This is a genomic window from Noviherbaspirillum aerium (assembly GCF_008929045.1).
GTDB lineage: Bacteria > Pseudomonadota > Gammaproteobacteria > Burkholderiales > Burkholderiaceae_D > Noviherbaspirillum > Noviherbaspirillum aerium.
This window is the reverse complement of the sequence record NZ_VFAH01000001.1, coordinates 255,521-280,904: the sequence shown is the minus strand read 5'-3', so window position 1 is coordinate 280,904 and position 25,384 is coordinate 255,521. Positions and strand designations below refer to the sequence as shown.

Annotated in this window: 26 protein-coding genes; 23 read left to right on the top strand and 3 right to left on the bottom strand. The window is 64.3% G+C overall.

Annotation, left to right across the window (positions count from 1 at the left end):
• Nucleotides 1-54: 54 nt before the first annotated feature.
• From FH061_RS01305 to FH061_RS01190, 23 genes are all read left to right on the top strand, one after another.
• Nucleotides 55-516, top strand: a complete 462-nt coding sequence (locus FH061_RS01305; protein WP_151632187.1) for a PaaI family thioesterase — start codon at nt 55-57, stop codon at nt 514-516.
• Between the two features lie 77 nt (nt 517-593).
• Nucleotides 594-1,523 carry a pyridoxal-phosphate dependent enzyme gene (locus FH061_RS01300; protein WP_151632186.1) on the top strand — a complete coding sequence of 310 codons (930 nt, stop codon included), beginning with the start codon at nt 594-596 and terminating at the stop codon, nt 1,521-1,523.
• 2 nt (nt 1,524-1,525) lie between these two features.
• Complete coding sequence (aceK, locus tag FH061_RS01295; protein ID WP_151632185.1) at nt 1,526-3,319, top strand: bifunctional isocitrate dehydrogenase kinase/phosphatase; 1,794 nt, start codon at nt 1,526-1,528, stop codon at nt 3,317-3,319.
• Nucleotides 3,320-3,334: 15 nt separating this feature from the next.
• The gene (locus FH061_RS01290; protein WP_151632184.1) at nt 3,335-4,519 is read left to right on the top strand and encodes an acetyl-CoA C-acetyltransferase; all 1,185 of its coding nucleotides are present in this window, start codon (nt 3,335-3,337) and stop codon (nt 4,517-4,519) included.
• Between the two features lie 104 nt (nt 4,520-4,623).
• Nucleotides 4,624-5,292 carry an SDR family oxidoreductase gene (locus FH061_RS01285; RefSeq protein ID WP_151632182.1) on the top strand — a complete coding sequence of 223 codons (669 nt, stop codon included), beginning with the start codon at nt 4,624-4,626 and terminating at the stop codon, nt 5,290-5,292.
• Between the two features lie 60 nt (nt 5,293-5,352).
• The gene (locus FH061_RS01280; protein ID WP_151632944.1) at nt 5,353-6,483 is read left to right on the top strand and encodes an acyl-CoA dehydrogenase family protein; all 1,131 of its coding nucleotides are present in this window, start codon (nt 5,353-5,355) and stop codon (nt 6,481-6,483) included.
• Between the two features lie 63 nt (nt 6,484-6,546).
• Nucleotides 6,547-6,960: a rhodanese-like domain-containing protein gene (locus tag FH061_RS01275; protein WP_151632180.1), complete on the top strand. Its 414-nt coding sequence runs from the start codon at nt 6,547-6,549 to the stop codon at nt 6,958-6,960.
• The gene (locus FH061_RS01270) at nt 6,960-7,613 is read left to right on the top strand and encodes an HAD family hydrolase (protein WP_151632178.1); all 654 of its coding nucleotides are present in this window, start codon (nt 6,960-6,962) and stop codon (nt 7,611-7,613) included. The genes FH061_RS01275 and FH061_RS01270 overlap by 1 nt, the downstream gene beginning before the upstream one ends.
• On the top strand, nt 7,610-8,002 hold the full coding sequence (locus FH061_RS01265; protein ID WP_151632177.1) for a YchJ family protein: 393 nt from the start codon (nt 7,610-7,612) through the stop codon (nt 8,000-8,002). The genes FH061_RS01270 and FH061_RS01265 overlap by 4 nt, the downstream gene beginning before the upstream one ends.
• 108 nt (nt 8,003-8,110) lie before the next feature.
• On the top strand, nt 8,111-9,718 hold the full coding sequence (locus tag FH061_RS01260) for a carboxyl transferase domain-containing protein (protein WP_151632175.1): 1,608 nt from the start codon (nt 8,111-8,113) through the stop codon (nt 9,716-9,718).
• Nucleotides 9,719-9,739: 21 nt separating this feature from the next.
• Entirely contained in the window at nt 9,740-10,531 is a 792-nt protein-coding gene (locus FH061_RS01255) for an enoyl-CoA hydratase/isomerase family protein (protein WP_151632173.1), read from the top strand.
• A gap of 70 nt (nt 10,532-10,601) precedes the next feature.
• Nucleotides 10,602-11,969 (top strand): adenosylmethionine--8-amino-7-oxononanoate transaminase, encoded by a 1,368-nt coding sequence (locus FH061_RS01250; RefSeq protein WP_225984433.1) that lies wholly within the window; start codon nt 10,602-10,604, stop codon nt 11,967-11,969.
• Nucleotide 11,970: 1 nt separating this feature from the next.
• Nucleotides 11,971-13,185 (top strand): 8-amino-7-oxononanoate synthase, encoded by a 1,215-nt coding sequence (gene bioF / locus FH061_RS01245; protein ID WP_151632169.1) that lies wholly within the window; start codon nt 11,971-11,973, stop codon nt 13,183-13,185.
• Entirely contained in the window at nt 13,182-13,928 is a 747-nt protein-coding gene (gene bioD, locus FH061_RS01240; RefSeq protein WP_151632167.1) for a dethiobiotin synthase, read from the top strand. Before bioF ends, bioD begins: the two co-directional genes overlap by 4 nt.
• Nucleotides 13,928-14,959, top strand: coding sequence for a biotin synthase BioB (gene bioB, locus FH061_RS01235; RefSeq protein ID WP_151632165.1), 1,032 nt, complete (start codon nt 13,928-13,930; stop codon nt 14,957-14,959). Before bioD ends, bioB begins: the two co-directional genes overlap by 1 nt.
• A 112-nt stretch (nt 14,960-15,071) precedes the next feature.
• Entirely contained in the window at nt 15,072-17,087 is a 2,016-nt protein-coding gene (locus FH061_RS01230; RefSeq protein ID WP_151632163.1) for an acetyl/propionyl/methylcrotonyl-CoA carboxylase subunit alpha, read from the top strand.
• A gap of 74 nt (nt 17,088-17,161) precedes the next feature.
• Complete coding sequence (locus FH061_RS01225) at nt 17,162-18,070, top strand: hydroxymethylglutaryl-CoA lyase (RefSeq protein ID WP_151632161.1); 909 nt, start codon at nt 17,162-17,164, stop codon at nt 18,068-18,070.
• 6 nt (nt 18,071-18,076) lie between these two features.
• Nucleotides 18,077-18,676 (top strand): uracil-DNA glycosylase family protein, encoded by a 600-nt coding sequence (locus FH061_RS01220; RefSeq protein WP_225984432.1) that lies wholly within the window; start codon nt 18,077-18,079, stop codon nt 18,674-18,676.
• Between the two features lie 17 nt (nt 18,677-18,693).
• Nucleotides 18,694-19,200 carry a YbaK/EbsC family protein gene (locus tag FH061_RS01215; protein WP_151632159.1) on the top strand — a complete coding sequence of 169 codons (507 nt, stop codon included), beginning with the start codon at nt 18,694-18,696 and terminating at the stop codon, nt 19,198-19,200.
• A gap of 9 nt (nt 19,201-19,209) precedes the next feature.
• Entirely contained in the window at nt 19,210-19,410 is a 201-nt protein-coding gene (locus FH061_RS01210; RefSeq protein WP_151632157.1) for a DUF1289 domain-containing protein, read from the top strand.
• 826 nt (nt 19,411-20,236) lie between these two features.
• Nucleotides 20,237-20,872, top strand: coding sequence for a 2-hydroxychromene-2-carboxylate isomerase (locus FH061_RS01200; protein ID WP_151632153.1), 636 nt, complete (start codon nt 20,237-20,239; stop codon nt 20,870-20,872).
• Nucleotides 20,873-20,895: 23 nt separating this feature from the next.
• The gene (locus FH061_RS01195; RefSeq protein ID WP_151632151.1) at nt 20,896-21,345 is read left to right on the top strand and encodes a hypothetical protein; all 450 of its coding nucleotides are present in this window, start codon (nt 20,896-20,898) and stop codon (nt 21,343-21,345) included.
• Entirely contained in the window at nt 21,342-22,250 is a 909-nt protein-coding gene (locus FH061_RS01190) for an MBL fold metallo-hydrolase (RefSeq protein WP_151632149.1), read from the top strand. The genes FH061_RS01195 and FH061_RS01190 overlap by 4 nt, the downstream gene beginning before the upstream one ends.
• A gap of 30 nt (nt 22,251-22,280) precedes the next feature.
• Here FH061_RS01190 and FH061_RS01185 read toward each other — a convergent pair whose 3' ends face one another.
• The 3 genes from FH061_RS01185 to FH061_RS01175 all read right to left on the bottom strand — a co-directional run bounded on the left by FH061_RS01185 (nt 22,281) and on the right by FH061_RS01175 (nt 25,235).
• Nucleotides 22,281-23,183, bottom strand: a complete 903-nt coding sequence (locus FH061_RS01185; RefSeq protein WP_151632147.1) for an SDR family oxidoreductase — start codon at nt 23,181-23,183, stop codon at nt 22,281-22,283.
• Nucleotides 23,184-23,247: 64 nt separating this feature from the next.
• Nucleotides 23,248-24,105 (bottom strand): enoyl-CoA hydratase-related protein, encoded by an 858-nt coding sequence (locus FH061_RS01180; RefSeq protein WP_151632145.1) that lies wholly within the window; start codon nt 24,103-24,105, stop codon nt 23,248-23,250.
• 476 nt (nt 24,106-24,581) lie between these two features.
• Nucleotides 24,582-25,235 (bottom strand): TetR/AcrR family transcriptional regulator, encoded by a 654-nt coding sequence (locus tag FH061_RS01175; protein ID WP_192804845.1) that lies wholly within the window; start codon nt 25,233-25,235, stop codon nt 24,582-24,584.
• Nucleotides 25,236-25,384: the final 149 nt, after the last annotated feature.

Sequence of the window (25,384 nt, the reverse complement as noted above, 5' to 3'; positions counted from 1 at the left end):
CACCCTGCCGGGAGCAGGGTGCCGTGCAAGCGCAGCAGAGACGGAGCGCATACAATGCATTCCCCCGATCCGAATTACCGTCGCGTCGTCGAACAGGGTTTCGGCGAGGCGGCTTTCCTGAACGAAATCGGCATCATCCTTGTCGATTGCGGTCCCGGCTGGTGCGAATCCACCCTTCGCATCGCGCCGCGTCATCTGCAGCACACCGGCGTCATCCACGCCGGTGTGCAGACGACGATCGCCGACCATACCGCCGGCGGTGCCGCGATGACCGTGACGCCGGCCGAAGGCTTCATCCTGACCGTGGAATTCAAGATGCACCTGCTGCGTCCCGGACTGGGAGACACCCTCTGGTGCCGCGTCCAGGTACTCAAGCCGGGCAAGGCTTTCCACGTGGTGGAGTCCGAAGTCCATGCCCTCAGCGGCGACAGGAAAGTGCTTGTCAGCAAATTCAGCGGAACCATGGCGGTCGTTGCCCGGAACGGTGTCCTCAACGGTGGAGCGTCGCCTCCCTGAAAAATCGAAAAAACGAAAACCGAACGCCCGTATTTTTACGAGTGTGGAAGATCGAAAGAACGGATTACCATCGCACCATGGCTTCATTGCATCTCACCACCCCGCTCCTGCGCCACGACAGCCTGGCTTCCGCCATCGGCAAGCAGGTCCTGCTCAAGATGGAAAACCTGCAGCCCTCGGGTTCCTTCAAGATGCGCGGCATCGGCCTGTTCTGCCAGCGTGCCGCCGAGCGCGGCGCCCGCCATTTCGTCTGCCCGTCCGGCGGCAATGCCGGCTTTGCCGCCGCCGTCGCCGGCGTGGCGCTCGGCCTGCACACCACCATCGTGGTGCCGCAGACCACGCATGAGTCGGTGCGCCACCGCATCCGCAGCATCGGCGCCGAAGTCATCGTTCACGGCAGCGTCTGGGACGAAAGCAACCAGCATGCATTGCAATTGTGCGAACAGCCGGGTGCGGTCTACGTGCCGCCCTTCGATCACCAGGATATCTGGGACGGCAACGCCACCCTGATCGACGAAGCCGTGGCCCAGGGCGCCGATTTCGATGCGGTGGTCTGCGCGGTGGGCGGCGGCGGGCTGATGTGCGGCGTGATCGCCGGCCTGCATCGGAACGGCCGGGCGCACATTCCGGTGATCGCCGCCGAAACCGAGGGCGCCGCCTCCCTGCATGCGGCAATCAAGGCGAATGAACTGGTGACCTTGCCGGAAGTGAAGACCATCGCGACATCCCTCGCCGCCCGGCGCGTCGCCAGCCGCGCCTTCGAATGGACGCGTGAGCACGACGTGCGCAGCGTCGTGGTCTCCGATGCGCAGACCGTCAGCGCCTGCCGCCGCTTTGCCGACGACATGCGCACCCTGGTCGAACCGGCCTGCGGCGCGGCCCTGTCGGTGGTGTATCACAGCGTCCCGGCACTGGCTCCGTTCGAAAGGCCGCTGGTCGTGGTGTGCGGCGGCATCGGCGTGGATTTGGCTAAACTGGAAGCCTGGAAAATCCAATTCGAGCGCTAGCCATGTCCCAGACCGCCTTTCCCAAGCTGCTTCGTTCCCAGATTGCCTTCGACATCGCGCGCAGCATCCTCGACGGCTTCGAAAAGCATTACCGGCTGTTCCGGATCGCCAGCCAGGATGCCAAGCGGTATTTCGAGAGCAGCGACTGGAAAACGGCGCAGGGCAAGGCAAGGGACAGAATCGCGTTCTACGACAAGCGGGTGCAGGAATGCGTGCATGCGCTGGAAGACGAATACGCCCAGGAAGAACTGACCGATGAAGTCTGGCGCGAGGTGAAGCTGCATTACATCGGCCTGCTGATCAATCACAAGCAGCCGGAACTGGCGGAAACCTTCTTCAATTCCGTCTGCTGCAACATCCTGCACCGCACCTATTTCCACAACGATTTCATCTTCGTGCGGCCGGCGGTCTCCACCGAATACATCGAACCGGACGGCCCGCTGCCGATCTACCGGGTCTACTATCCGGCCAAGGACGGCTTGCACTACACCTTGAAGCGCATCGTCACCAATTTCCAGCTGAACACGCCGTTCGCCGATCTCGACCGCGATGTCAGCCTGGTCGAAGCCCGCATGCGCGCCATGTTCGGCTCCGACCTGCTGGAGCCCAACCACCAGATCCAGGTGCTGTCGTCCCTGTTCTACCGCAACAAGGGCGCCTACATCGTCGGCAAGGGCATCAACGGCAACCGCGTCTATCCCTTCGTCGTGCCCATCCTGTACAACCGCAAGCGCGAACTGGTGCTCGACACGGTGCTGTTCGATCCGACGCTGATCACCGTGCTGTTCTCGTTCACCCGCGCCTACTTCATGGTCGACATGGAAGTGCCGTCGGCCTATGTGCAGTTCCTGCGCTCGCTGATGCCGTACAAGCCGCGCAGCGAGATCTACACCATCCTCGGCCTGCAGAAGCTGGGCAAGGCGGCGTTCTACCGCGACTTCCTGCATCATCTCAAGTATTCATCGGACTGCTTCGAATCCGCGCCCGGCATCCGCGGCCTGGTGATGGTGGTGTTCGCGCTGCCGTCGTTTCCGTACGTGTTCAAGGTGATCAAGGATTACTTCCCGCCGCCGAAGGACACCACGCGCGAACTGGTGAAGGAAAAATACCTGCTGGTGAAGAACCACGACCGCGTCGGCCGCATGGCCGACACCCTCGAATATTCCAGCGTCGCCTTCCCGCGCGCCCGCTTTTCCGATGAACTGCTGGCCGACCTCAAGCAGGTGGCGCCATCCATCATCGAGGAAGAGGGCGATGAAATCATCATCAGGCATCTTTACATCGAACGCCGCATGATTCCGCTGAACATGTGGCTGAGCGAGGCCGACCGGCGCGGCGACCATGCGGCCATCGAACATGCGATCGTCGAATACGGCAATGCGATCAAGGATCTCGTCGGCGTCAACATCTTCCCCGGCGACATGCTGTACAAGAACTTCGGGGTCACCAAGCATGGCCGCGTGGTGTTCTACGACTATGACGAGATCGAGTACATCACCGACTGCAACTTCCGCGCGATTCCGGCACCGCGGAACGAGGAAGATGAAATGGCGAGCGAGCCCTGGTATCCGGTGGCGAAGAACGACGTGTTCCCCGAGCAGTTCGGCACCTTCCTGCTCGGCAATCCGGAAGTCAGAAAATATTTCCTGAAGCACCATGCCGACCTGCTCACCCCGCAGTACTGGCAACAGGCCAAACAGCGCATCCTGGATGGCCATATCGAAGACGTGTTCCCGTATCCGCAGGAATTGCGCTTCAGCTACAAACCCCTTACCCCCGCGGCGCAAGCCGCTTGACCTCGGAGACTTCACATGAACAACGATCCTATTGTTATCGTCGGCGCAGCCCGCACCCCGATGGGCGCCTTCCAGGGCGACTTTTCCGGCCTGTCCGCATCCGACCTCGGCGCGGTCGCGATCCGCGCCGCCATCGAGCGCGCCAACCTCGAACCCAGCCATGTCAATGAAGTCCTGTTCGGCAACTGCCTGATGGCGGGCCAGGGCCAGGCGCCCGCGCGCCAGGCGGCGATCAAGGCCGGCATTCCGACCTCCGCCGGCGCGGTCACGCTGTCGAAGATGTGCGGCTCGGCGATGAAGGCGGCGATGATCGGCTACGACTCGCTGCTGGCAGGCAGCAACGATGTCGTCATCGCCGGCGGCATGGAATCCATGACCAATGCGCCCTACCTGATCCCGAAGGCGCGCGGCGGCTACCGCATCGGCCACGGCATGATGTACGACCACATGATGCTCGACGGCCTGGAAGACGCCTATGAAAAGGGCCGTTCCATGGGCACCTTCGCCGAGGAATGCGTCGACAAGTACAAGTTCACCCGCGAAGAGCAGGACGCCTATGCGATCGCATCCGTCAAGCGCGCCCAGGCCGCCAACAACGACGGTTCCTTCAAGTGGGAAATCGCGCCCGTCACCGTGGCCGCCAAGTCCGGCGACGTGGTGATCGACAAGGATGAAGGCCCGCTGAAAGCCAAGGTCGACAAGATCCCGTCGCTCAAGCCGGCCTTCAAGAAGGACGGCACCATCACCGCCGCTTCCTCTTCCTCGATCAACGACGGCGCCGCGGCACTGGTGCTGATGCGCGAATCGACCGCCAAGAAGCTCGGCTGCAAGCCGATCGCCCGCGTGCTCGGCCATTCCACCCATGCGCAGGAACCGAACTGGTTCACCACCGCACCGGTCGGCGCGATCGAGAAGCTGTACAAGAAGCTCAACCTGACCACCAAGGACGTCGACCTGTTCGAGATCAATGAAGCCTTCGCCGCGGTGCCGATGGCCGCGATGAAGGAGCATGGCATCCCGCACGACAAGATCAACATCCACGGCGGCGCCTGCGCGCTCGGCCATCCGATCGGCGCTTCCGGCGCGCGCATCATCGTCACCCTGATCGGCGCGCTGCAGAAGACCGGCGGCAAGCTCGGCGTCGCGGCGCTGTGCATCGGCGGCGGCGAAGGCACCGCGATGGCAATCGAACTGGTGTAAGCGGTTCGCCTCATCGGTATCAGTAGCAGTATCAATAGCAGCACCAAGCGTTCCTGACGGCGACGTCAGGAACGCGCAAACCAGTCCGTACAAGGAAATTCACCATGCCCACCGCACTCATCATCGGCGCCTCGCGCGGCATCGGCCACGAATTCGTGCGCCAGCTGCGCGCGGCCGGCTGGAAGGTCATCGCCACCGCGCGCAATGACGACGCGCTGCAGGAATTGCGCGGCGAAGGCGCCGAAGCGCTCAAGCTCGACGTGCTCAAGCCGGAATCGCTGGCCGGGATCGGCTGGCAGCTCGACGATGAAAAGCTCGACCTTGCCGTGTATGTGACCGGCTACTACGGCAGCGGCGGCCAGGCAAGCGCGATGCCGACGGCGGAGGATTTCGACAAGGTCATGCGCACCAACGTGCTCGGCGCGATGCAGACGATTCCCATGATCGCGCCGCTGGTCGAAGCGCGCCAGGGCAAGTTCGTCTTCATCAGCAGCGGCATGGGCAGCATCGGCGAGACCGAATCCAGCCACGGCTGGGTGTACCGCGCTTCCAAGGCGGCGCTCAACATGGCGGTGAAAAGCGCCTCCTTCGATTATCCGAAAGCCACGCTGGTGGCGATGAACCCCGGCTGGGTAAAGACCGACATGGGCGGACCCGACGCGCCGACCTCGGTCGAGGACAGCGTGGCCGGCATGCTCAAGGTGATCGCCGGCCTCGGGCCGGAGCACAGCGGCTCCTTCCAGAGCTACGACGGCCGCAGCATCGCCTGGTAACAATCAACAACGACATGACAAGGCATGGCCGGCACGACTGGCCTGGCAAGGGGACAGCAGATGGTTTTATCCGAACAGCATGAAATGATCCGCGACGCGCTGCGCAGCTTTTCGCAGGAGCGCCTCGCGCCCAACGCCGCGCGCTGGGACAAGGAGCACCACTTTCCGGCCGACGAGCTCAAGGGCCTGGCCGCGCTCGGCGCCTTCGGCGTCGCGGTGCCGGAAGAACTCGGCGGCGCCGGCCTCGACTATGTGTCGCTGGCGCTGGTGCTGGAAGAAATCGCCGCCGGCGACGGCGGCACCTCGACCGTCATCTCGGTCAACAACTGCCCGGTGTGCAGTATCGGCATGATGTACGCGAACGCGGAGCAGAAGGAGCGCTTCCTCAAGCCGCTGGCGCGCGGCGACATGCTCGGCGCCTTCTGCCTGACCGAGCCGCACGTGGGCAGCGATGCATCGGCCCTGCGTACCACCGCCACCCGCGACGGCGAGCATTACGTGCTCAACGGCGTCAAGCAGTTCATCACCAGCGGCAAAACTGCGGACGTGGCCATCGTCATGGCCGTGACCGACAAGGCCGCCGGCAAGAAGGGCATCAGCGCCTTCTGGGTGCCGACCAACACGCCCGGCTACATCGTGGCGCGCCTTGAAGAGAAGCTCGGCCAGCATTCCTCCGACACCGCGCAGATCCTGTTCGAGAACTGCCGCATCCCGGCGCAGAACCTGATCGGCGAGGAAGGCCAGGGCTACAAGATCGCGCTGTCCGGCCTGGAAGGCGGCCGCATCGGCATCGCCTCGCAATCGGTAGGCATGGCGCGCGCGGCCTTCGAAGCGGCGCTGGCCTACGCGAAGGAACGCACCAGCTTCGGCAAGACCCTGTTCGAGCACCAGGCGGTGCAGTTCAAGCTGTCGGAGATGGCGACGCAGATCGAAGCGGCGCGGCAATTGATCATGCATGCGGCCAGCATGAAAGATGCCGGCAAGCCCTGCCTGAAGGAAGCTGCGATGGCCAAGCTGTTCGCCAGCGAGATGGCCGAGCGCGTCTGCTCGGATGCGATACAGATCCACGGCGGCTACGGCTATGTCAGCGATTTTCCGGTGGAGCGGATTTACCGGGATGTCAGGGTGTGCCAGATTTACGAGGGTACGAGCGATATCCAGAAGATACTGATTGCCCGAGCGCTCCAGTAGTGCAGGCCTCCGTGCCTGCACAAGCCAAGGCAGCAAGAGCGACAAACCCAAGGAGAAGACGCGATGAAAAAAGGCTACAAGGCCCTCGTCGATGAAGCGATGGCCGAGATCACCACCTACACGGTCGAACAGGCCCGCGCCAAGTACGACGACCCCAACGTGCAGTTCGTCGACATCCGCGATCCGCGCGAACTCGAGCGCGAGGGCGTGATCCCCGGCGCCTTCTCCGCGCCGCGCGGCATGCTGGAATTCTGGGTCGATCCGGAGTCGCCGTATTACAAGCCGGTGTTCGGCGAAAACAAGGAATACATCTTCTTCTGCGCCGGCGGCCTGCGCAGCGCGCTGGCCACCAAGACCCTGCAGGACATGGGCATGGACAAGGTCGCGCATATCGAAGGCGGCTTCGGCGCCTGGAAGAAGGCGGGCGCGCCCACTGCAAGCAAACCGGACAAGACAGAGAAAGCGAAGACAGCCTGATGCCCAAGTTCGACATGGTCGCATTCGATTGCGACGGCGTGCTGGTCGACAGCGAACCGATCACCTGCGGCGTGCTGGCCGACATGCTCAACGAGCTCGGCTGGAAAGTCTCGCTGGAAGACACCATGCGCATCTTCGTCGGCCGCCTGGTGCGCGACGAAGCGGCCACGATCGCCGCCAACATCAGCAAGCCGATGCCGTCCGACTTCTACCTGCAGTTCGTCGAGCGCCGCAACCGGGCGCTGGAAGCCGGCATCGATCCGGTGCGCGGCATCCGCGAGGCGGTGGCGCGGCTGGCGGAACGCGAGATGCCGTTCTGCGTCGCTTCCGGCGCCGACCGCGCGAAGATGCACCTGACCCTGGGCCAGACCGGCTTGCTGCCGTGGTTCGAGAAGAACATGTTTTCCGGCATGGAGGTGCCGCGCACCAAGCCGGCGCCGGACGTCTACCTGCTCGCCGCGAAGACCATGGGCATCGATCCTTCGCGCTGCGTGGTGATCGAGGATACGCCGACCGGCATCGCCGCCGGGCTGGCGGCCGGCATGACGGTGTACGGCTATGCCGAGCGGACCGACCCGCAGCGCCTGCTCGATGCCGGCGCCAGCAAGGTGTTCAGCGACATGGCGCTGCTGCCGCAGCTGGTGCTGGAATGAGCAAGCCGCAGGCGAACAGCTGCCCCTGCGGCGGCAAGGACTATGCAGGCTGCTGCGGCCGCTTCATCGAAGGCGGCCAGGCCGCGCCCGCTGCCGACCTCCTGATGCGCTCGCGATATACCGCCTATGTGTTGGGCAATGAAGATTATCTGAAGGCTACATGGCATGCTACGACCCGCCCGGTCGAGCCGGTGGCGCAGGACAAGGATACGAAGTGGCTTGGCCTGGAGGTGCGCAGGCATGTGCCCGACGGGGAGCGCGCCACGGTGGAATTCGTCGCCCGCTACAAGACCGGCGGGCGGGCGCACCGCCTGCACGAGATCAGCCGCTTCGTGCGCGAAGACGGCAGGTGGTATTACGTGGACGGCAGTTTTCCGGAAAAGACCTGAAAAAACCTGAAAAGACATGAGCGCCTGCATCGTCCCACAAGGGCGAAAGGCGAATGACGACAACATCGCTTGATCACGAATCAGCAATATAAAAAGGATGACAACAAGATGCCGCAAATAGAAAGCAAACTGTCGCCCCGCAGCGAAGACTTCAAGGCCAATTCCGCAGCGATGCAGGCGCTCGTCGACGACCTCAAGGCCAAGGTGGAAAAGCTGGCGCAAGGCGGCGGCGAGGAAGCCCGCAAGAAGCACACCGCGCGCGGCAAGCTGCTGCCGCGCGACCGCGTGCAGATGCTGCTCGATCCCGGCACGCCCTTCCTCGAACTGTCGCAGATGGCGGCCTACGAAATGTACGACAATGCCGCGCCGGCCGCCGGCGTGATCGCCGGCATCGGCCGCGTCGCCGGCCAAGAATGCATGATCGTCTGCAACGACGCCACCGTGAAGGGCGGCACCTATTACCCGATGACGGTCAAAAAGCACCTGCGCGCCCAGGAGATCGCCGACCAGAACAACCTGCCCTGCATCTACCTAGTCGACTCCGGCGGCGCCAACCTGCCCAGCCAGGACGACGTCTTTCCCGACCGCGACCACTTCGGCCGCATCTTCTTCAACCAGGCCAACCTCTCGGCCAAGGGCATTCCGCAGATCGCCGTGGTGATGGGGTCCTGCACCGCCGGCGGCGCCTACGTGCCGGCCATGAGCGATGAATCCATCATCGTCAAGGAACAGGGCACCATCTTCCTCGGCGGTCCGCCGCTGGTGAAGGCCGCCACCGGCGAGGTGGTCAGTGCCGAAGACCTCGGCGGCGGCGATGTGCATACCCGGCTGTCGGGCGTCGTCGACCACCTGGCGCAGAACGACCTGCATGCGCTGGCGCTGGCGCGCAAGATCGTCGGCAATCTCAACCGGCAAAAGCCGCAGCAGCTGGTGCTGCGCGAACCGGTGGCGCCGAAGTACGATCCGCGCGACGTTTATGGCGTCATTCCCACCGATACCCGCAAGCCCTTCGATGTGCGTGAAATCATCGCCCGCATCGTCGACGGCAGCGAGTTCGATGAATTCAAGGCGCGCTACGGCACCACGCTGGTGACCGGCTTCGCCCACATCTTCGGCATGCCGGTCGGCATCATCGCCAACAACGGCATCCTGTTCTCCGAGTCGGCGCTGAAGGGCGCGCACTTCATTGAACTGTGCTGCCAGCGCAAGATCCCGCTGGTGTTCCTGCAGAACATCACCGGCTTTATGGTGGGCCGCAAGTACGAGAACGAAGGCATCGCCCGCAATGGCGCGAAGATGGTGACGGCGGTATCGACCGCCTCGGTGCCGAAGTTCACCGTGATCATCGGCGGCAGCTTCGGCGCCGGCAACTACGGCATGTGCGGCCGGGCGTACTCGCCGCGCTTCCTGTGGATGTGGCCGAATGCGCGCATCTCGGTGATGGGCGGCGAACAGGCGGCCAGCGTGCTGGCCACCGTCAAGCGCGACGGCATCGAAGGCCGCGGCGGCAGCTGGAGCAAGGAAGAAGAGGAAGCCTTCAAGCAGCCGATCCGCGAACAGTACGAGCACCAGGGCCATCCGTATTACGCGACGGCGCGGCTGTGGGACGACGGCGTGATCGATCCGGCCGATACCCGCATGGTGCTTGGCCTCGGCCTCTCCGCATCGCTCAATGCACCGATTCCCGACACGAAGTTCGGCGTGTTCCGCATGTAATACCAGGAATAAAGGACGACCATGAACTGGCAGACACTGGATGTGAAGATCGAAGAGCAGGGCAGGGTGGCCACTGTCACGCTCAACCGCCCGGAGGTGCGCAATGCCTTCAATGAAACGACGATCGCGGAAATCACGCAGGTCTTCGGCGAACTTGGAGAAAATGACAAGCTGCGCGCCATCGTGCTGGCCGCCAGCGGCCCGGCCTTCTGCGCCGGCGCCGACCTCAACTGGATGAAGAAGATGGCCGGCTACACCCACGAGGAGAACCGCGCCGACGCGGCGCAGCTGGCGGAAATGCTGCGCGCCATCTACGCCTGCCCGAAGCCGGTGGTGGCGAAGATACAAGGCGACTGCTATGCGGGCGGCATGGGACTGGCGGCGGCCTGCGACATCAGTGTTGCCGTAGAGACAAGCAATTTTTGCCTGTCCGAGGTCAAACTGGGGCTGATTCCTGCGACAATCTCACCCTACGTCATCAAGGCCATGGGCGAAAACGCCGCCCGCCGGTATTTTTTGACGGCAGAACGTTTTTCCGCGCAGGAGGCGCACCGCATCGGCTTCGTGCATGCGGTGACCACCGCCGAGGCACTCGATGCGACGGTTGCCGACATCGTCAAGGCGCTGGCATCGAACAGTCCCCACGCAGTCCGGCAGGCCAAGCGCCTGGTCCAGGATGTGGCCGGCGCGCCGCTGAGCGCCGAGCTGATCGCCGACACGGCGCTGCGCATCGCCGACATCCGCAGTTCCGACGAGGGACGCGAGGGCGTGCGCTCCTTCCTGGAGAAACGCAAGCCGGGGTGGCTGGAGTAAGCGAAATGCACTTCCTGCACCCTGTCACGAAATGAGCCCGCAAGGGTGCAACGAAGTTGTGGAGCCGCTTTTGAACATACCTCAACCTAGCGATCAACCTGCCGCACGACCTGCCGCACAACCCAGCGACTGGGTTGCCCGCAGCCTGGCCAGCGTCTGGCATCCGTGCACGCAGATGCAGCATCATGAAACCATGATGCCGCTGGTGCCGGTCAGCCATGGACGCGGCGCCTGGCTGTTCGACGCTGACGGCAAGCGCTATCTCGATGCCATCAGTTCCTGGTGGGTCAACCTGTTCGGCCATGCCAATCCCCGCATCAATACCGCGCTGAAGGACCAGCTCGACCTGCTGGAGCATGCGATGCTCGCCGGCTTCACCCATGAGCCGGTCATCAGGCTGTCGGAAAGGCTGTCCGAACTCACCGGCCGCGAACTCGGCCATTGCTTCTATGCGTCCGACGGCGCATCGGCGGTCGAGATCGCGCTCAAGATGAGCTTTCATTTCTGGCGCAACAGCGGCAAGACCGACAAGCGGGAATTCGTCTGCCTGGAGGGCAGCTACCACGGCGAAACCATCGGCGCGCTGGCGGTGACCGACGTCGCCCTGTTCCGCGATGCCTACGGCCCGCTGCTGCAGCAGGCCCACGTGGTCGCCGCGCCCGATGCGCGCAATGCCGAAGCCGGCGAAAGCGCCGCCGACGTGGCGCGCCGCGCGGCGAAGCAGCTGGAACAATTGCTGGCCGAGCGCGGCGAGCACATCGCCGCCGTCATCGTCGAGCCGCTGGTGCAGTGCGCCGCCGGCATGGCGATGTACGACCCGGCCTATCTCGCCGAGGCGCGCGCGCTGTGCGACCGCTACGGCGTGCACCTGATCGCCGACGAAATCGCGGTCGGCTGCGGACGCACCGGCAGTTTCTTCGCCTGCGAACAGGCCGACATCTGGCCCGACTTCATCTGCCTGTCCAAGGGCATCAGCGGCGGCTACCTGCCGCTGTCGCTGGTGATGACGCGCGACGACATCTACCAGGGCTTCTATGATGCGGATGTGAAGCGCGGCTTCCTGCATTCCCATTCCTACACCGGCAATCCGCTGGCCTGCCGCGCGGCGCTGGCCACGCTCGACATCTTCGAGCAGGACGATGTGCTCAACCGCAACCGCGAGCGTGCCGCCCGGCTGACCACCGCGTTGATGCCGCTGGCCGAAGACGAGCGGGTCGTGCATTTCCGCCAGCGCGGCATGATCTGGGCATTCGACGTGCTCACCGACGATCCCGCGTTTTCGCGCAAGTTCTTCAGCGCCGGCCTGCAGCATGAGCTGCTGCTGCGCCCGATCGGACGCACCGTCTACCTGATGCCGCCGTACATCCTCGACGACGAGGAAACCGACAGCCTCGCCGCGCGCACGCAGGCGGTGTTCGATGAAGTGATGAGGGGCTGACATGCAACTGCTCTCCCAACTCGAACAGCAGCTGCACCAGCTCGACCAGCAGAAACTGCTGCGCCGCCGCCGCGTCGCCGACACGCCGTGCGCGCCGCATGTCACCGTCGACGGCCGCCCGATGCTGGCCTTCTGCAGCAACGACTATCTCGGCCTGGCCGCGCATCCGCGCCTGATCGAGGCGCTCAAGGAAGGCGCAGGCAGATACGGCGCCGGCAGCGGCGCCTCGCACCTGATCAGCGGCCATTCCCGCGCGCATGACCTGCTGGAAGAACGCTTCGCCGGGCTGATGTCGCCGTATATCGAACAGGCGCGGGCGCTGAGCTTCTGCACCGGCTACATGGCCAATATCGCGGTGCTGACCGCGCTGGCCGCCGCGTCTGCTGTATCTGGTGTGTCCGGGCGCGACACTGACCTGTTTTCCGAATCGCTCAACCATGCCTCGCTGATCGACGGCGCCCGCCTGTCGCGCGCCAATGTGAAGGTCTACGCGCATGGCGATGTCGAGGCACTGGAAAGCCTGCTCCAGGCCAGCACCGCGAAGACCAAAATCGTGGTCACCGACAGCGTGTTCAGCATGGATGGCGACCTCGCGCCGCTGCCCGCATTGCTTGCCTTGTGCGAGCGGCATGATGCCTGGCTGGTGGTCGATGATGCGCACGGCTTCGGCGTGCTCGGCGACAACGGCCACGGCGCGCTCGAGCACTTCCGGCTGCGCTCGCCGAACCTGGTCTACATGGGCACGCTCGGCAAGGCCGCCGGCGTCGGCGGCGCCTTCGTCGCCGCGCATGCGACCGTGATCGAATGGCTGGTGCAGCGGGCGCGCGCCTACATCTACACCACCGCCGCGCCGCCGGCGCTGTCGCATGCGCTGCTGGCCAGCCTCGACATCATTACCGGCGAGGAAGGCGCGCAACGGCGCGCGCACCTGCGGCAGCTGGTTTCGCAACTGCAGGATGGCCTGCGCCCGCGGCGCTGGCAACTGCTGCCGTCGCAGACCGCGATCCAGCCCATCGTCATCGGCGGCAATGACGAAGCGCTGCGCGCCGCCGCGCTGCTGCATGAGCAGGGATACTGGGTGCCGGCCATCCGTCCGCCGACCGTGCCGGCTGATACCGCGCGGCTGCGCATCACCTTGTCGGCCGCGCATACCGCCGCCGATGTCGCGCAGCTGGCGCAGGCCATCCATGCCATCGAAAGCGAGGTGCGGCCATGAGCGCGCAAACCGCCTACTTCATCACCGGCACCGATACCGAGATCGGCAAGACGCTCACCACCAGCGCCCTGCTGCATGCGCTGGCGCGGACCGGCGTGCGCGCCGCCGGCATGAAACCGCTCGCCGCCGGCGCGGAGATGCGCGACGGCGTGCTGCGCAACGACGATGTCGATGCGATCGCCTGCGCCGCCAATGTGGCTTTGCCGCTTTCCCTGACCACGCCCTATCTGCTGCGCGAGCCCGCCGCGCCGCATATCGCCGCCGCGCTGGAAGGCGTGCGCTTCGATATCGATCACATCCTGGCCTGCTACCGGCAGGTGGCCGCCGCCGCCGATGCGGTGGTGGTCGAAGGCGTCGGCGGCTTTTGCGTGCCGCTCACCGAGCAGCTCGATACCGCCGACCTGGCGCAGCAGCTTGCGCTGCCGGTCATCATGGTGGTCGGCCTGCGGCTCGGCTGCATCAGCCATGCGCTGCTGACCGCCGAAGCGATTGCCGCGCGCGGCCTGCGGCTGGCCGGCTGGGTCGCCAACGCGGTCGATCCGCAGATGCGCTTTCAGGCGGAGAACGTCGATACGCTGCGCACGCGCCTTGCCGCGCCGCTGCTCGGCGTCATCCCGCGTTTGCCCGTGGTTTCGGCATCGGCCGCCGCAAGTTATCTCGATTGTTCCAGCCTGCCGAACTGGCCCGTTGCCGGCCCGGCCGCATCTTCTACTCCGTTTTCACCAGAAGCAAAGGAAGTCTGATGTCATCGCAAGCCATTACCTTTCACGAACTCCGCACTCCCGCCGCCACCCGCGCCGCTGCCGCGCAAGCCTGGCCGGTGGAAAAGGTGCTGGAACTGTTCGACCTGCCGTTCAACGAACTGATGTTCCGCGCCCAGCAGGTGCACCGTGAAAACTTCGATCCGCAGGAAGTCGAACTCGCGACCCTGCTGTCGATCAAGACCGGCGGCTGCCCGGAAGACTGCGGCTACTGCCCGCAGGCGGCGCGCTACGATACCGGCGTCACCGCGCAGAAACTGCTGGAGCTGGAAACCGTGCTCGAAGCCGCGCGCGCCGCCAAGGCGCACGGCGCCACCCGCTTCTGCATGGGCGCCGCCTGGCGCGGCCCGAAGGACCGCGATCTCGACCATGTGGAAGCGATGGTGCGCGGCGTGAAGGCGCTCGGCCTCGAAGCTTGCGCCACGCTGGGCATGCTGGAAGACGGCCAGGCCGAGCGCCTCGCCGCCGCCGGCCTCGATTACTACAACCACAACCTCGACACCGCGCCCGAGTTCTACAACGACATCATCTCCACGCGCCAGTACGAAGACCGCCTGAATACTTTGGACAAGGTGCGCAATGCCGGCATCAAGGTCTGCTGCGGCGGCATCGTCGGCATGGGCGAATCGCGCAAGCAGCGCGCCGGCCTGGTGGCGCAGGTGGCCAACCTCGATCCGTATCCGGAGTCGGTGCCGATCAACCACCTGGTGCAGGTGCCCGGCACGCCGCTGTATGGCCAGGATGCGCTCGACCCGCTGGAATTCGTGCGCACCATCGCGGTGGCCCGCATCACCATGCCGAAGGCGCGGGTGCGCTTGTCGGCCGGCCGGCGCGAACTGGGCGAAGCGGTGCAGGCGATGTGCTTTGCGGCCGGCGCCAATTCCATCTTCTACGGCGACAAGCTGCTGACCACCGGCAACCCGGATGCGGATGCCGACATGGCGCTGCTGCAGAAGCTGGGCATGCGCATCAAGCACACGCAGGTCGATGCCAAGATGGTCGCGAACGGGTAACGAAACGCAGGAAACGCATTATCGGCGGTCTTTCCGCAAGAAAGACCGCCGCGCAGGACATGCATCACAGATCACAACAAGAGACAACCACCGCACCCCATAAGGAGATAGCGTGTTCACCAAGATCCTGATTGCCAACCGCGGCGAAATCGCCTGCCGCGTTGCTTCCACGGCCCACCGCCTCGGCGTCAAAAGCGTCGCGGTGTATTCCGAGGCCGATGCCAATGCCAAGCATGTCGCCGTCTGCGACGAATCCGTCCTGATCGGCCCCGCGCCGGCCAAGGAAAGCTACCTGCGCGCCGACAAGATCATCGAAGTCGCGAAGGCCGCCGGCGCCCAGGCCATCCATCCCGGCTACGGCTTCCTGTCCGAGAACGAGGATTTCGCCGACGCCTGCGCGAAAGCGGGCATTGCCTTCATCGGCCCGCCGGCTTCCGCCATCCGCGCGATGGGCTCGAAGTCCGCCGCCAAGGCATTGATGGAAAAAGCCAACGTTCCGCTGGTACCGGGTTATCACGGCGACAACCAGGATGCCGACTTCCTGCGCGAGCAGGCCGACAAGATCGGCTATCCGGTACTGCTGAAAGCCTCCGCCGGCGGCGGCGGCAAGGGCATGCGCATCGTCGAGAAAAGCGAGGACTTCAAGGCCGCGCTCGAATCCTGCAAGCGCGAAGCGATCAACAGCTTCGGCGACGACAAGGTGCTGGTCGAGAAATACCTGACCCGCCCGCGCCACATCGAGATCCAGGTGTTCGCCGACACGCAAGGCAACTGCGTCTACCTGTTCGAGCGCGACTGCTCGGTGCAGCGCCGCCACCAGAAGGTGCTGGAGGAAGCGCCCGCGCCCGGCATGACCGAAGAGCGCCGCCGCGCGATGGGCGAAGCCGCGGTTGCCGCGGCCAAGGCGGTCGGCTATGTCGGCGCCGGCACGGTGGAATTCATTGCCAACCAGGACGGCAGCTTCTACTTCATGGAAATGAATACCCGCCTGCAGGTCGAGCATCCGGTCACCGAAATGATCACCGGGCTCGACCTGGTCGAATGGCAATTGCGGGTGGCCTTCGGCGAGCCGCTGCCGAAGACGCAGGAGGAACTCACCATCCACGGCCATGCGCTCGAAGCGCGCATCTATGCGGAAAACCCGGAAAAGGGCTTCCTGCCGTCGATCGGCACGCTGCGCCATCTGCATACACCGGCCTCGGTAGCGTTCCAGCTGGGCAATGGCAGCGTCGCCGGCAACCCGGCGGCGGTACGCATCGACTCCGGCGTGCGCGAAGGCGATGCGATTTCGCCGTTCTACGATCCGATGATCGCCAAGCTCATCGTCTGGGGCAACGACCGCGAGGAAGCGCTGGCGCACATGTCGCAGGCGCTGGCGGAATACCAGGTCGTGGGCCTGGCCACCAACGTTGCCTTCCTGAAGCGCCTGGTGGAAAGCCAGCCGTTCTCGCAGGCCGATCTGGATACCGGCCTGATCGAGCGCCATCACGCTGCCTTGTTCCCGGCGCAGCAGCCGGTCTCGCTGCAGATCCTCGGCCTGGCGGCGGCGTCGCTGCTGTCGTCGGAGCAGAATGCCGGCGCGGCCGCCAACGATCCCTGGGCCAACACCAGCGGCTGGCGCATGAACGGCGCCTTGCTGCGCACCCTGGAATTCGCCGAGGAAGGCACCACCTATCCGGTATCGGTGTCTTATCGCGAGACCGGCTGGTCGCTGGGCTTGAACGGCGCATCGGCGGCGATGACGCTGGTCGAGCGGTCCGGCCAGCAACTGGTGATCAAGGTCGACGGCACGGCGGTGCGCGGCACGGTGGTGCGCTCGGGCGACGTGTTCCATGTGTTTTCCGGCGGCGCGCATTACCAGCTGAACTACAACGATCCGCTGGCCCATGCCGGTGAAAGCGAGGCCGAGGGCGGCCGCCTGACGGCGCCGATGCCGGGCAAGATCGTGGCGCTGCTGGTGGAGAAGGGCAAGACGGTGGAGAAGGGCGCGCCGCTCTTGATCATGGAAGCGATGAAGATGGAGCACACGATCGCCGCCCCGGCCAACGGCACGGTCGAGGACCTGCTGTATGCGGTCGGCGACCAGGTGGCGGAAGGCGCGCAGTTGCTCGCGTTCAAGGCGGCGTAGCCAGCCACGGAGTACTCATCGGCTCCCTTCCCTTGAAGGGGAGCCGTCCAGCGAAAACTGATGAAAGGCATGTCATGAGCCTCCCCAGCAAAGTCAAAATCGTCGAAGTCGGTCCGCGCGACGGCTTGCAGAACGAAAAGGAAACCATTCCCGCCGAGGTCAAGATCGAGCTGGTCGACCGCCTGACCGACGCCGGCTTCATTAACATCGAGGCGGCCTCCTTCGTCTCGCCGAAGTGGGTGCCGCAGATGGCCACTTCCGCCGAAGTCATGGACAAGATCCGCCGCAAGCCCGGCGTCGTCTATTCCGCGCTGACGCCCAACATGAAGGGCTTCGAAGCGGCGCTGGCCGCCGGCGCCGATGAAGTGGTGATCTTCGGCGCCGCTTCCGAAGCCTTTTCCCAGCGCAACATCAACTGCTCGATCGCCGAATCGATCGAGCGCTTCCGCGATGTGGCGCAGGCGGCCAAGCAGCACAACATCCGCCTGCGCGGCAGCATCAGCTGCTCGTTCGGCTGCCCCTACCAGGGCGAGGTGCCGGCCGACAGCGTGGCCGACGTGGTGCGCCGCCTGAAGGAACTCGGCTGCGACGAGATCGACATTGCCGATACCATCGGCGTCGGCACGCCGAAGCAGGTGCAGGCGGTGATGGAGCGGGTGGCGAAGGAATTCCCGATCGAGCGCCTGTCCGGTCATTTCCACGACACCTATGGCCAGGCGACCGCGAACATCTACGCCAGCATGGAAGTCGGCATCTCGATCTTCCATTCCTCGGTGGCGGGCCTGGGCGGCTGTCCGTATGCCAAGGGCGCGACCGGCAATGTCTCGACCGAGGATGTGCTGTTCCTGATGAACGGCCTCGGCGTCGACACCGGCATCGATCTCGACAAGGTGGTTGACGCCGGCCAGTTCATTTCGCAGCACCTCGGCCGCAAGGCAGCCAGCCGTACCGGCAATGCCATCGCGGCCAAGCGCGCGGGATAAATTGTCTTGAAGGAAGCGCCGCTGCGACCGCTGCCGGAATTGCTGGCGGCCATCCGCGCCTGCGAACAATGCAGCGCGCATCTGCCGCATGGTCCGCGTCCGGTGGTGCAGGCGAGTCCCGCCGCGCGGCTCCTGATCGTCGGCCAGGCGCCGGGACGCCGGGTGCACGACACCGGCATTCCCTGGAACGACCCTTCCGGCGACCGCCTGCGCTTCTGGTTGCAGATGCCGCGCGAGGTCTTCTACGACGAGCGCGTCGTCGCCATCGTGCCGACCGGCTTTTGCTATCCCGGCAAGGGCAAGAGCGGCGACCTGCCGCCGCGCCCGGAATGCGCGCCGGCCTGGCATGCGCCGCTGCTGGAGCTGATGCCGAAGGTAGAGCTGACGCTGCTGATCGGCCGCCATGCGCAGGAATATTATTTGCGCGACAATGGCAGGCGCACGCTGACCGAGACGGTCGCCGCCTGGCGCGACTACCTGCCGAAATACCTGCCGCTGCCGCATCCGAGTCCGCGCAACATCGCCTGGTTCAAGGCCAATCCCTGGTTCGAGCGGGAAGTCGTGCCGGAGCTGCGGCGGCGTGTTGCGCCTTTCCTGAATGCCTGAATCACTGAATGATCGAGATGAGTACGACCGAATCCAGATTGCCCGGCAGCGCGCAGCGCGTTGCCGACCTCCTCGCCGAGCTTGGCCATGACAAGCCGGTGGTGATGTTGCCCGACACCGGCAAGACCTCGGCCGAAGCCGCCGCCGGTCTTGGTTGCAGCGTCGCCGAGATCGCCAAGTCCATCGTCTTCCGCCGCCTGGCCGATGATGCGGCGGTGATGGTGGTGGCCAGCGGTGTCAACCGTGTCGATGAAAGCAAGGTGGCGGCGCAGGTCGGTCCCCTGGGCCGCGCCGACGCCAAGTTCGTCAAGACCCGGATCGGCTATGCGATCGGCGGCGTCTGCCCGATCGGGCATGTGGAAAAGACGGTGATGCTGATCGATGAAGACTTGATGAAGCTGCCCAGCGTCTGGGCCGCGGCCGGGCATCCGCATGCGGTGTTCAACCTGACGCCGCAGCAGTTGCAGGCGATGACCGGCGCGCCGGTGGCGGATGTGGCGCTGCGCGAAGCGGCCTCGGCCTGAGGCGGCGCGATGATTCAATATGATCCGGCGACTGATCAGGGCAGGGTGCCTTCGCCTTGCATCAATATCTGCAAGATGAATGCGCAGACGGGGTTGTGCGAGGGGTGCTTGCGGACGATTGAGGAGATTGTGCAGTGGGGGGCGGGGAGCGAGGAGTATAAGAGGGCGGTTTGGGTGGAGATTCGGCGTCGGGAAGAGGGGTTGTTTTAGGGCGTGCTTCTCTTCGGTGATTCGATGCGTTGGACTCTTCGTGGAAACTTGCCGGGTGCGGCCCGGCAGCCGCTCACTTTCTTTGCTCCGCCAAAGAAAGTAAGCAAAGAAAGGCGGCCGCAGGCATGCAGCCCCTTCGGGGTTCCCGGAAAAGCATCGGTCGAAGCGGGAAGTGAAACAAACTCGCCCTGCGGGCTCAGACAAGTTTCACTTCTGATCCGCTTCAACCAATGCTTTTCCGGCTGCCTGCAAGCGGGGAACGGCCACAGCCTTGATGTGCTGGCTGTGGTCGTTAACATGTGGTCGTTGGAAGGTGGCGATTTTGAGTTGGGCTTTTGTTGTTGGTGGCCGCAGTCTCACTTGCGGCCGCCCTCACCCCCAGCCCCTCTCCCGCTTGCGGGAGAGGGGAGTCGAACGCCGGCGATTCATCCAGACCAAGCTAGCGCATAGAGGCTGTGGCAGTACCCCGCTTGCAGGCAGCCGAAAAAGGGTGGGCCGAAGCGGATCAGAAGTGAAACTTGTCTGAGCCCGCAGGGCGAGTTTGTTTCACTTCCCGCTTCGGCCCACTCTTTTTCGGGGACCCCGAAGGGGCTGCATGCCCGCGGTCGCCTTTCTTTGCTTACTTTCTTTGGCGAAGCAAAGAAAGTGAGCGGCTGCCGGGCCGCACCCGGCAAGCTTCCACGAAGAGGCCAACGCATCGAATCACCGAAGAGAAATCGCAAGCAAGGCAAGCAAGGCAAGCAAGGCAAGCAAGGCAAGCAAGGCAAGCAAGGCAAGCAAGGCAAGCAAGGCAAGCAACACAGACAAGCCCAAAAAGGAGCCTCCCATGAACACCGCAAAACCCATCGCCTGGTACTTCGACTTCATCTCCCCCTTCGCCTACCTCCAGCACGAACACCTCTCCCGCCTGCCATCCGGCACCCGCATCGAATACAAACCGGTGCTGCTCGCCGCCCTGCTCAACCACTGGGACGGCAAGGGCCCCGCCGAAATCGTGCCCAAGCGTCAATGGACCTACGAACACTGCCTCTGGCTCGCGCACAGGCACGGCATCCCGATGACGATGCCGCCCGAGCATCCCTTCAATCCGCTGCCGCTGCTGCGCCTGTCGATTGCGCTCGGCAATACGCCGGAAGTGGTGCGGCGGCTGTTCCACTGGGTCTGGCGCGAAGGCAATACCCCGGCCGATGCCGCCGGCTTCCAGGCGTTGTTGCAGGAATTGCATGCCACGCCGGACATGCTCGATGCCGCCGAGGTCAAGCAGCAGTTGCGCGGCATTGGCGAACAGGCAATCGCAGCCAATGTGTTTGGCGTGCCGACCGCGGTGGTGGATAATCGCGTGTTCTGGGGATTCGATTCGACCGACATGCTGCTCGCCTGTCTCGCCGGCGATCCCTTCTTCCAATCGCCATCGTATCTGCAGGCCGCCGACCGTCCGGTGGGCGTGCAGCGGCGAACTTGAATACATCACCGAGCACACATAGCATGCAATTCAATTTTTACAAGCCCGAGCAAGCCATCACCGGGCCTGCATACAGCCTCTGGTTCAAGATCCTCGCGACCTGCGTGACCATCGTGCTCGCCGTCTATGCCACCAGCATCACCCTGCGCTATCCGCTGCTCGACTACGGTTTCGGCATCAAGGCGCTGCTGCTGGGCGCGGCGATGATGCTGGCCATCAGCTACTACTGGTTCCTGCGCTCGACCGTCACGATTGACGACACCGGCATCACCCAGCGCTGGATGTACAACCGCCATGTCGAATGGCGCGACATCCGCAGCGCCAAGATGATCGGCATCCCGTATCTGAGCGCGATCTTCCCGCCGCGCCTGGTGGTCCGCAGCGGCAACAGCTTCACCACCTTCAACGGCGGTTCGCAGGCGGTGCTGGTGGAGTTCGCGAAGATTTCGCTCGCGTATCAAATGAAAAAATGAAACTGCCCGCAACGATGCAGGTGTTCGAACGCGGCTGGCTGTCGTCGAACAATATTCTTTTCACCGGCAGCGGCGAGACCGCGCTCGTCGACAGCGGTTACGCCTCGCATGCCGAACAGACGGTGGCACTGGTGCGCCACGCGCTGCAAGGGCGCAGGCTCGACCTGCTGGTCAACACCCATCTGCATTCCGATCACTGCGGCGGCAACGCGGCGCTGCAGCGCGCCTTCTCCTGCCGCACCGCGATACCCGCCGCCGAGGCCGACAAGGTGCGTCAATGGAGTGACGAGTCGCTCACTTACAAGGCCACCGGCCAGCAGTGCGAACGCTTCGGCTTCACCGATACCATCCGTCCCGGCGAATCGCTGACGCTGGGCGACATGACCTGGCAGGCGCTGGCCGCGCCCGGCCACGATCCGCATTCGCTGATCTTCTTTTCGCCTGACGAAGGCATCCTGATCTCCGCCGACGCGCTATGGGAAAACGGCTTCGGCGTGGTGTTCCCCGAACTGGAAGGCGAGTCGGGATTCGCCGAAGTGCGGGCCACGCTGGAACTGATCGCCTCGCTGGACGTGAGGCTGGTCATTCCCGGCCACGGCGCGCCATTCACCGATGCCGGCCGGGCGCTCGCGACCGCCTTTTCCCGCCTCGACTACTTTGTCGCCGATCCGGCGCGCAATGCGCAGAACGCCATCAAGGTCCTGCTCAAATTCCTGCTGCTGGACAAGCAGGGCATCGCCATGGCCGATGTCGAAACCCTGATGGCCGACATGCTGCTGGTGCGCGAGGCGAATGCGCGCTACCTGCAGAAGCCGGCGGCGGAACTGGCGCAGTGGGCGGTGGCGCAGCTGATCCGCGCGCAGGCGGCACGCATCGAGGATGGCCGCCTGGTCAACCAGGACTGACCCACACTGCGTGCCGGCCGCGCTGCCACGCTATGCGCTGCGCTGCTCGCGGTCCTTCTTGTTCTGCGCCTCGATGCGGTCGCGCGCTTCCTTCCACTGCTGCTCGCTCCAGCTGCGCAGGCCGTAGAAATTGCCGCCGGTGGCGAGGTGGTTGCCGCCATCCATCATGATCGCCTGGCCGGTCAGCCAGTCGCAGCCGTCGCTCATCAGGAAGGTCGCCAGATTCTGCAGTTCCTCCATCTTGCCGGCGCGTCCCATCGGATTGACCGCCGCCGAACGCGCGCCCGGTTCCTCTCCCGGATTCAGGCGCTTGCTCATGCCTTCCGTCGGAATCTCGCCCGGGCCGATCGCATTGAGGCGGATGCCGTACTGCGCCCATTCGGTCGCCAGCGACATCGTCATTGCATGAATGGCCGCCTTGCTCATCGATGAAGGCACCACGAAGGGGCCGCCGTTCAGCACCCAGGTGACGATGATCGACACCACGCTGCGATAGCCGTCTTCCGGCTTCCACTGGCCCTTGGCCGCCATCTCCACCCAGCGCCGGCCGACCGCATGGGTGACATAGAAGGTGCCGTGCATGACGATGTTGGCAATCGCATCGAAGCCGCGCGGCGACAGTGCGGAAGTCGGCGAGATGAAATTGCCTGCCGCATTGTTGACCAGGCCGGTCAGCGGCCCGTCGGCGAAGATCTGCTCGATCATGTCATCGACCGCCGCCGCGTCGCGGATATCGATGCCGAAGGTTTTCACCGAGCCGCCGTGGGCCGCCATCAATTCCTTCGCGGTGTCGTCGCAGACCTGCTTGCGGCGTCCGCAGATGTAGATGTCGGCGCCGAGCGACAGATATTTTTCCGCCATGGCGCGGCCGAGGCCGGTGCCGCCGCCGGTGACGAGAATGCGTTTGCCCTGCATCAGCTTGGGTTGAAACATGATGGTCTCCTGTGCATGTGTGTCGTGGTTCAGGGATGCGAAGCCAGGCTTCGCGCGGTGAGGCCTACTTCAATTCATACTTGCCTTCCGCGAAGGAATGCAGCGGCGCAAGATCGTCGAACTGCGCAGCGCGGCCCTGCTGCTTCGCGGTGAAGGCTTCCACCAGGTTGCCGGTCTGCCAGATGCCCGACTGCAGCCAGCCCATCTGCTGCAGGGCATCGTGGGTGGAATGGTCGCGCGCGTAATGGATCGCCTGCTTGCTGCCCCAGATGGCGACCGGCGGTTTTTCCGCGATCTCCCTGGCCATCTGCATGGCTGCCTCGATCATGCTGTCCTGCGACTCGAACAGTTCATTGACCAGGCCGACGGCGAGCGCCCGCTGCGCCGGCAGGCGGCGGCCGGTGTAGGCGAGTTCATGCACGATGCCTTCAGGGATCAGCTTCGGCAGGCGCTGCAGCGTGCCGAGGTCGGCGGTCATGCCGATGTTGATTTCCTGGATGCAGAAGAAGGCGTCGCTGGTGGCGAGGCGGATGTCGCACGCCGACACCATGTCGACGCCGCCGCCGATGCAGCCGCCCTGGATGGCGGCAATCACCGGCATGCGCAATTGCTCGATCTGGTTGAAGGCTTGCTGCATGTCGGCCAGCTGCGGCACGATGTTGGCGCGGCCGGCGGCGCTGGTGTCGTTGAGCGAGATGCCGCTGTCGGCGCCGAAGACGTCGAGCGCCATGCCGGCGGTGAAGTGCTTGCCTGTTGACGAGATGATCAGGGCGCGGGCGGGGGCTTCTCTTTGCAGTGTGGCGAGGGCGTGGGTGAGTTCGCGCCACAGCACGGGGTGCATGGTGTTGAGGGTGGCGGGGCGGTTGAGGGTGAGGTGGGCGATCTTGTTGGTGATGGTTAGGGTGAGGGTGGTGTAATTCATCGTATGTCTCCTGGTTTTTTCGGTATCTCTCTTTATTTCTCTTCGGTGATGCAATGCGTTTGGCTCTCCGTGGAGCCTTGCCGGGACTGGCCCCGGCGGGCCACCTACTTTCTTTGCTTCGCCAAAGAAAGTAGGCAAAGAAAGGCGACCGCGGGCATGCAGCCCCTTCGGGGTGCCCGAAAAAATGCGGGCCGAAGCGGGAAGTGAAACAAACTCGCCCTGCGGGCTCAGACAAGTTTCACTTCTGATCCGCTTCAATCCATGCTTTTTCGGCTGCTCGCAAGCGGAGAAATCCAACAGCCTCTATGCGCAAGCCAAGTCCGAATTATTCGCTGGCAGTTGGCTCCCCTCTCCCGCAAGCGGGGCGGAGGCAGGGTTTTGCAAACCACTGGTTTGCGCTGCCCTAGCCGAACTGGCTTGCAAGCCAGTTCGTGGGAATGGACTGGGGGTGAGGGCGCCCGCGAGACCGCCCAGCCTCAATCACCCGCAACCCGCAACGACCTCAACACCGCATTCACCGCCGCATTGAACAACTCATCCGCCCGCTCCGTCTTCAGGTAATACCCCTTCAGCTCCAGGCTCACCGCCCCGTGCATCGCCGCCCACAGCAGTCTTGCCGCAGCAATCGGATCGGACTTCGGCAACGCGCCGCTGTCCATCACCCGCTCGAAGGTCTCGATCAGCGCCGCCAATGATTCCCAGGCCTGGTTGCGCGATTCGACCGGCGGCACGAAGCCGGCGATGGCGTCGCCGAACATCACCATGTAATAGCTGGGATTGCGCTTCGCATATTCGTGATACACCTTCGCATGCAGCAGCAGCGGCTCCAGGCCTTGCTGCGAGGCTTTCTTCTTCGTGGCCTGCGCAGCCGCGTCGGCGAATGCCGCCTTGAGCCGCGCGAAGCCTTCGAGATACAGCTCATTGGCCAGGCCATCCTTGCCGCCGAACAGCGAATACAGCAGCGTGGTCGAGCAGTTCACCGCGTCGGCCACGCGGCGCACCGTCAATGCCGCCGGCCCTTCCTCGGTAAGCAGGCGCGTGGCCGCATCCAGCATGCCCTGGCGCAAGGTGCCGCGCAGGTCTTCCTGCGCCTGGCGAAAATCGACGACCGGTGTTTTTTTAGATTTCATGCTCGAACGAAGCTTGTAAATAACATTGTTTTTTCTGATAACATCATAAACAGAATTCCAGAAAACGCAATCAAACGCAATCGCGGGAACAATCGATTCCGTTGACAAGCGCCTTTCATCATTCCATCTGCCTGTCCTGCAGGCAGGAT

Excerpts from the sequence above, each read along its gene's own strand:
- FH061_RS01305 (WP_151632187.1), top strand. The coding sequence starts at position 55 with ATGCATTCCCCCGATCCGAATTACCGTCGCGTCGTCGAACAGGGTTTC.
- FH061_RS01300 (WP_151632186.1), top strand. The coding sequence starts at position 594 with ATGGCTTCATTGCATCTCACCACCCCGCTCCTGCGCCACGACAGCCTG.
- aceK (WP_151632185.1), top strand. The coding sequence starts at position 1,526 with ATGTCCCAGACCGCCTTTCCCAAGCTGCTTCGTTCCCAGATTGCCTTC.
- FH061_RS01290 (WP_151632184.1), top strand. The coding sequence starts at position 3,335 with ATGAACAACGATCCTATTGTTATCGTCGGCGCAGCCCGCACCCCGATG.
- FH061_RS01285 (WP_151632182.1), top strand. The coding sequence starts at position 4,624 with ATGCCCACCGCACTCATCATCGGCGCCTCGCGCGGCATCGGCCACGAA.
- FH061_RS01280 (WP_151632944.1), top strand. The coding sequence starts at position 5,353 with ATGGTTTTATCCGAACAGCATGAAATGATCCGCGACGCGCTGCGCAGC.
- FH061_RS01275 (WP_151632180.1), top strand. The coding sequence starts at position 6,547 with ATGAAAAAAGGCTACAAGGCCCTCGTCGATGAAGCGATGGCCGAGATC.
- FH061_RS01270 (WP_151632178.1), top strand. The coding sequence starts at position 6,960 with ATGCCCAAGTTCGACATGGTCGCATTCGATTGCGACGGCGTGCTGGTC.
- FH061_RS01265 (WP_151632177.1), top strand. The coding sequence starts at position 7,610 with ATGAGCAAGCCGCAGGCGAACAGCTGCCCCTGCGGCGGCAAGGACTAT.
- FH061_RS01260 (WP_151632175.1), top strand. The coding sequence starts at position 8,111 with ATGCCGCAAATAGAAAGCAAACTGTCGCCCCGCAGCGAAGACTTCAAG.
- FH061_RS01255 (WP_151632173.1), top strand. The coding sequence starts at position 9,740 with ATGAACTGGCAGACACTGGATGTGAAGATCGAAGAGCAGGGCAGGGTG.
- bioF (WP_151632169.1), top strand. The coding sequence starts at position 11,971 with ATGCAACTGCTCTCCCAACTCGAACAGCAGCTGCACCAGCTCGACCAG.
- bioD (WP_151632167.1), top strand. The coding sequence starts at position 13,182 with ATGAGCGCGCAAACCGCCTACTTCATCACCGGCACCGATACCGAGATC.
- bioB (WP_151632165.1), top strand. The coding sequence starts at position 13,928 with ATGTCATCGCAAGCCATTACCTTTCACGAACTCCGCACTCCCGCCGCC.
- FH061_RS01225 (WP_151632161.1), top strand. The coding sequence starts at position 17,162 with ATGAGCCTCCCCAGCAAAGTCAAAATCGTCGAAGTCGGTCCGCGCGAC.
- FH061_RS01215 (WP_151632159.1), top strand. The coding sequence starts at position 18,694 with ATGAGTACGACCGAATCCAGATTGCCCGGCAGCGCGCAGCGCGTTGCC.
- FH061_RS01210 (WP_151632157.1), top strand. The coding sequence starts at position 19,210 with ATGATTCAATATGATCCGGCGACTGATCAGGGCAGGGTGCCTTCGCCT.
- FH061_RS01200 (WP_151632153.1), top strand. The coding sequence starts at position 20,237 with ATGAACACCGCAAAACCCATCGCCTGGTACTTCGACTTCATCTCCCCC.
- FH061_RS01195 (WP_151632151.1), top strand. The coding sequence starts at position 20,896 with ATGCAATTCAATTTTTACAAGCCCGAGCAAGCCATCACCGGGCCTGCA.
- FH061_RS01190 (WP_151632149.1), top strand. The coding sequence starts at position 21,342 with ATGAAACTGCCCGCAACGATGCAGGTGTTCGAACGCGGCTGGCTGTCG.
- FH061_RS01185 (WP_151632147.1), bottom strand. The coding sequence starts at position 23,183 with ATGTTTCAACCCAAGCTGATGCAGGGCAAACGCATTCTCGTCACCGGC.
- FH061_RS01180 (WP_151632145.1), bottom strand. The coding sequence starts at position 24,105 with ATGAATTACACCACCCTCACCCTAACCATCACCAACAAGATCGCCCAC.
- FH061_RS01175 (WP_192804845.1), bottom strand. The coding sequence starts at position 25,235 with ATGAAATCTAAAAAAACACCGGTCGTCGATTTTCGCCAGGCGCAGGAA.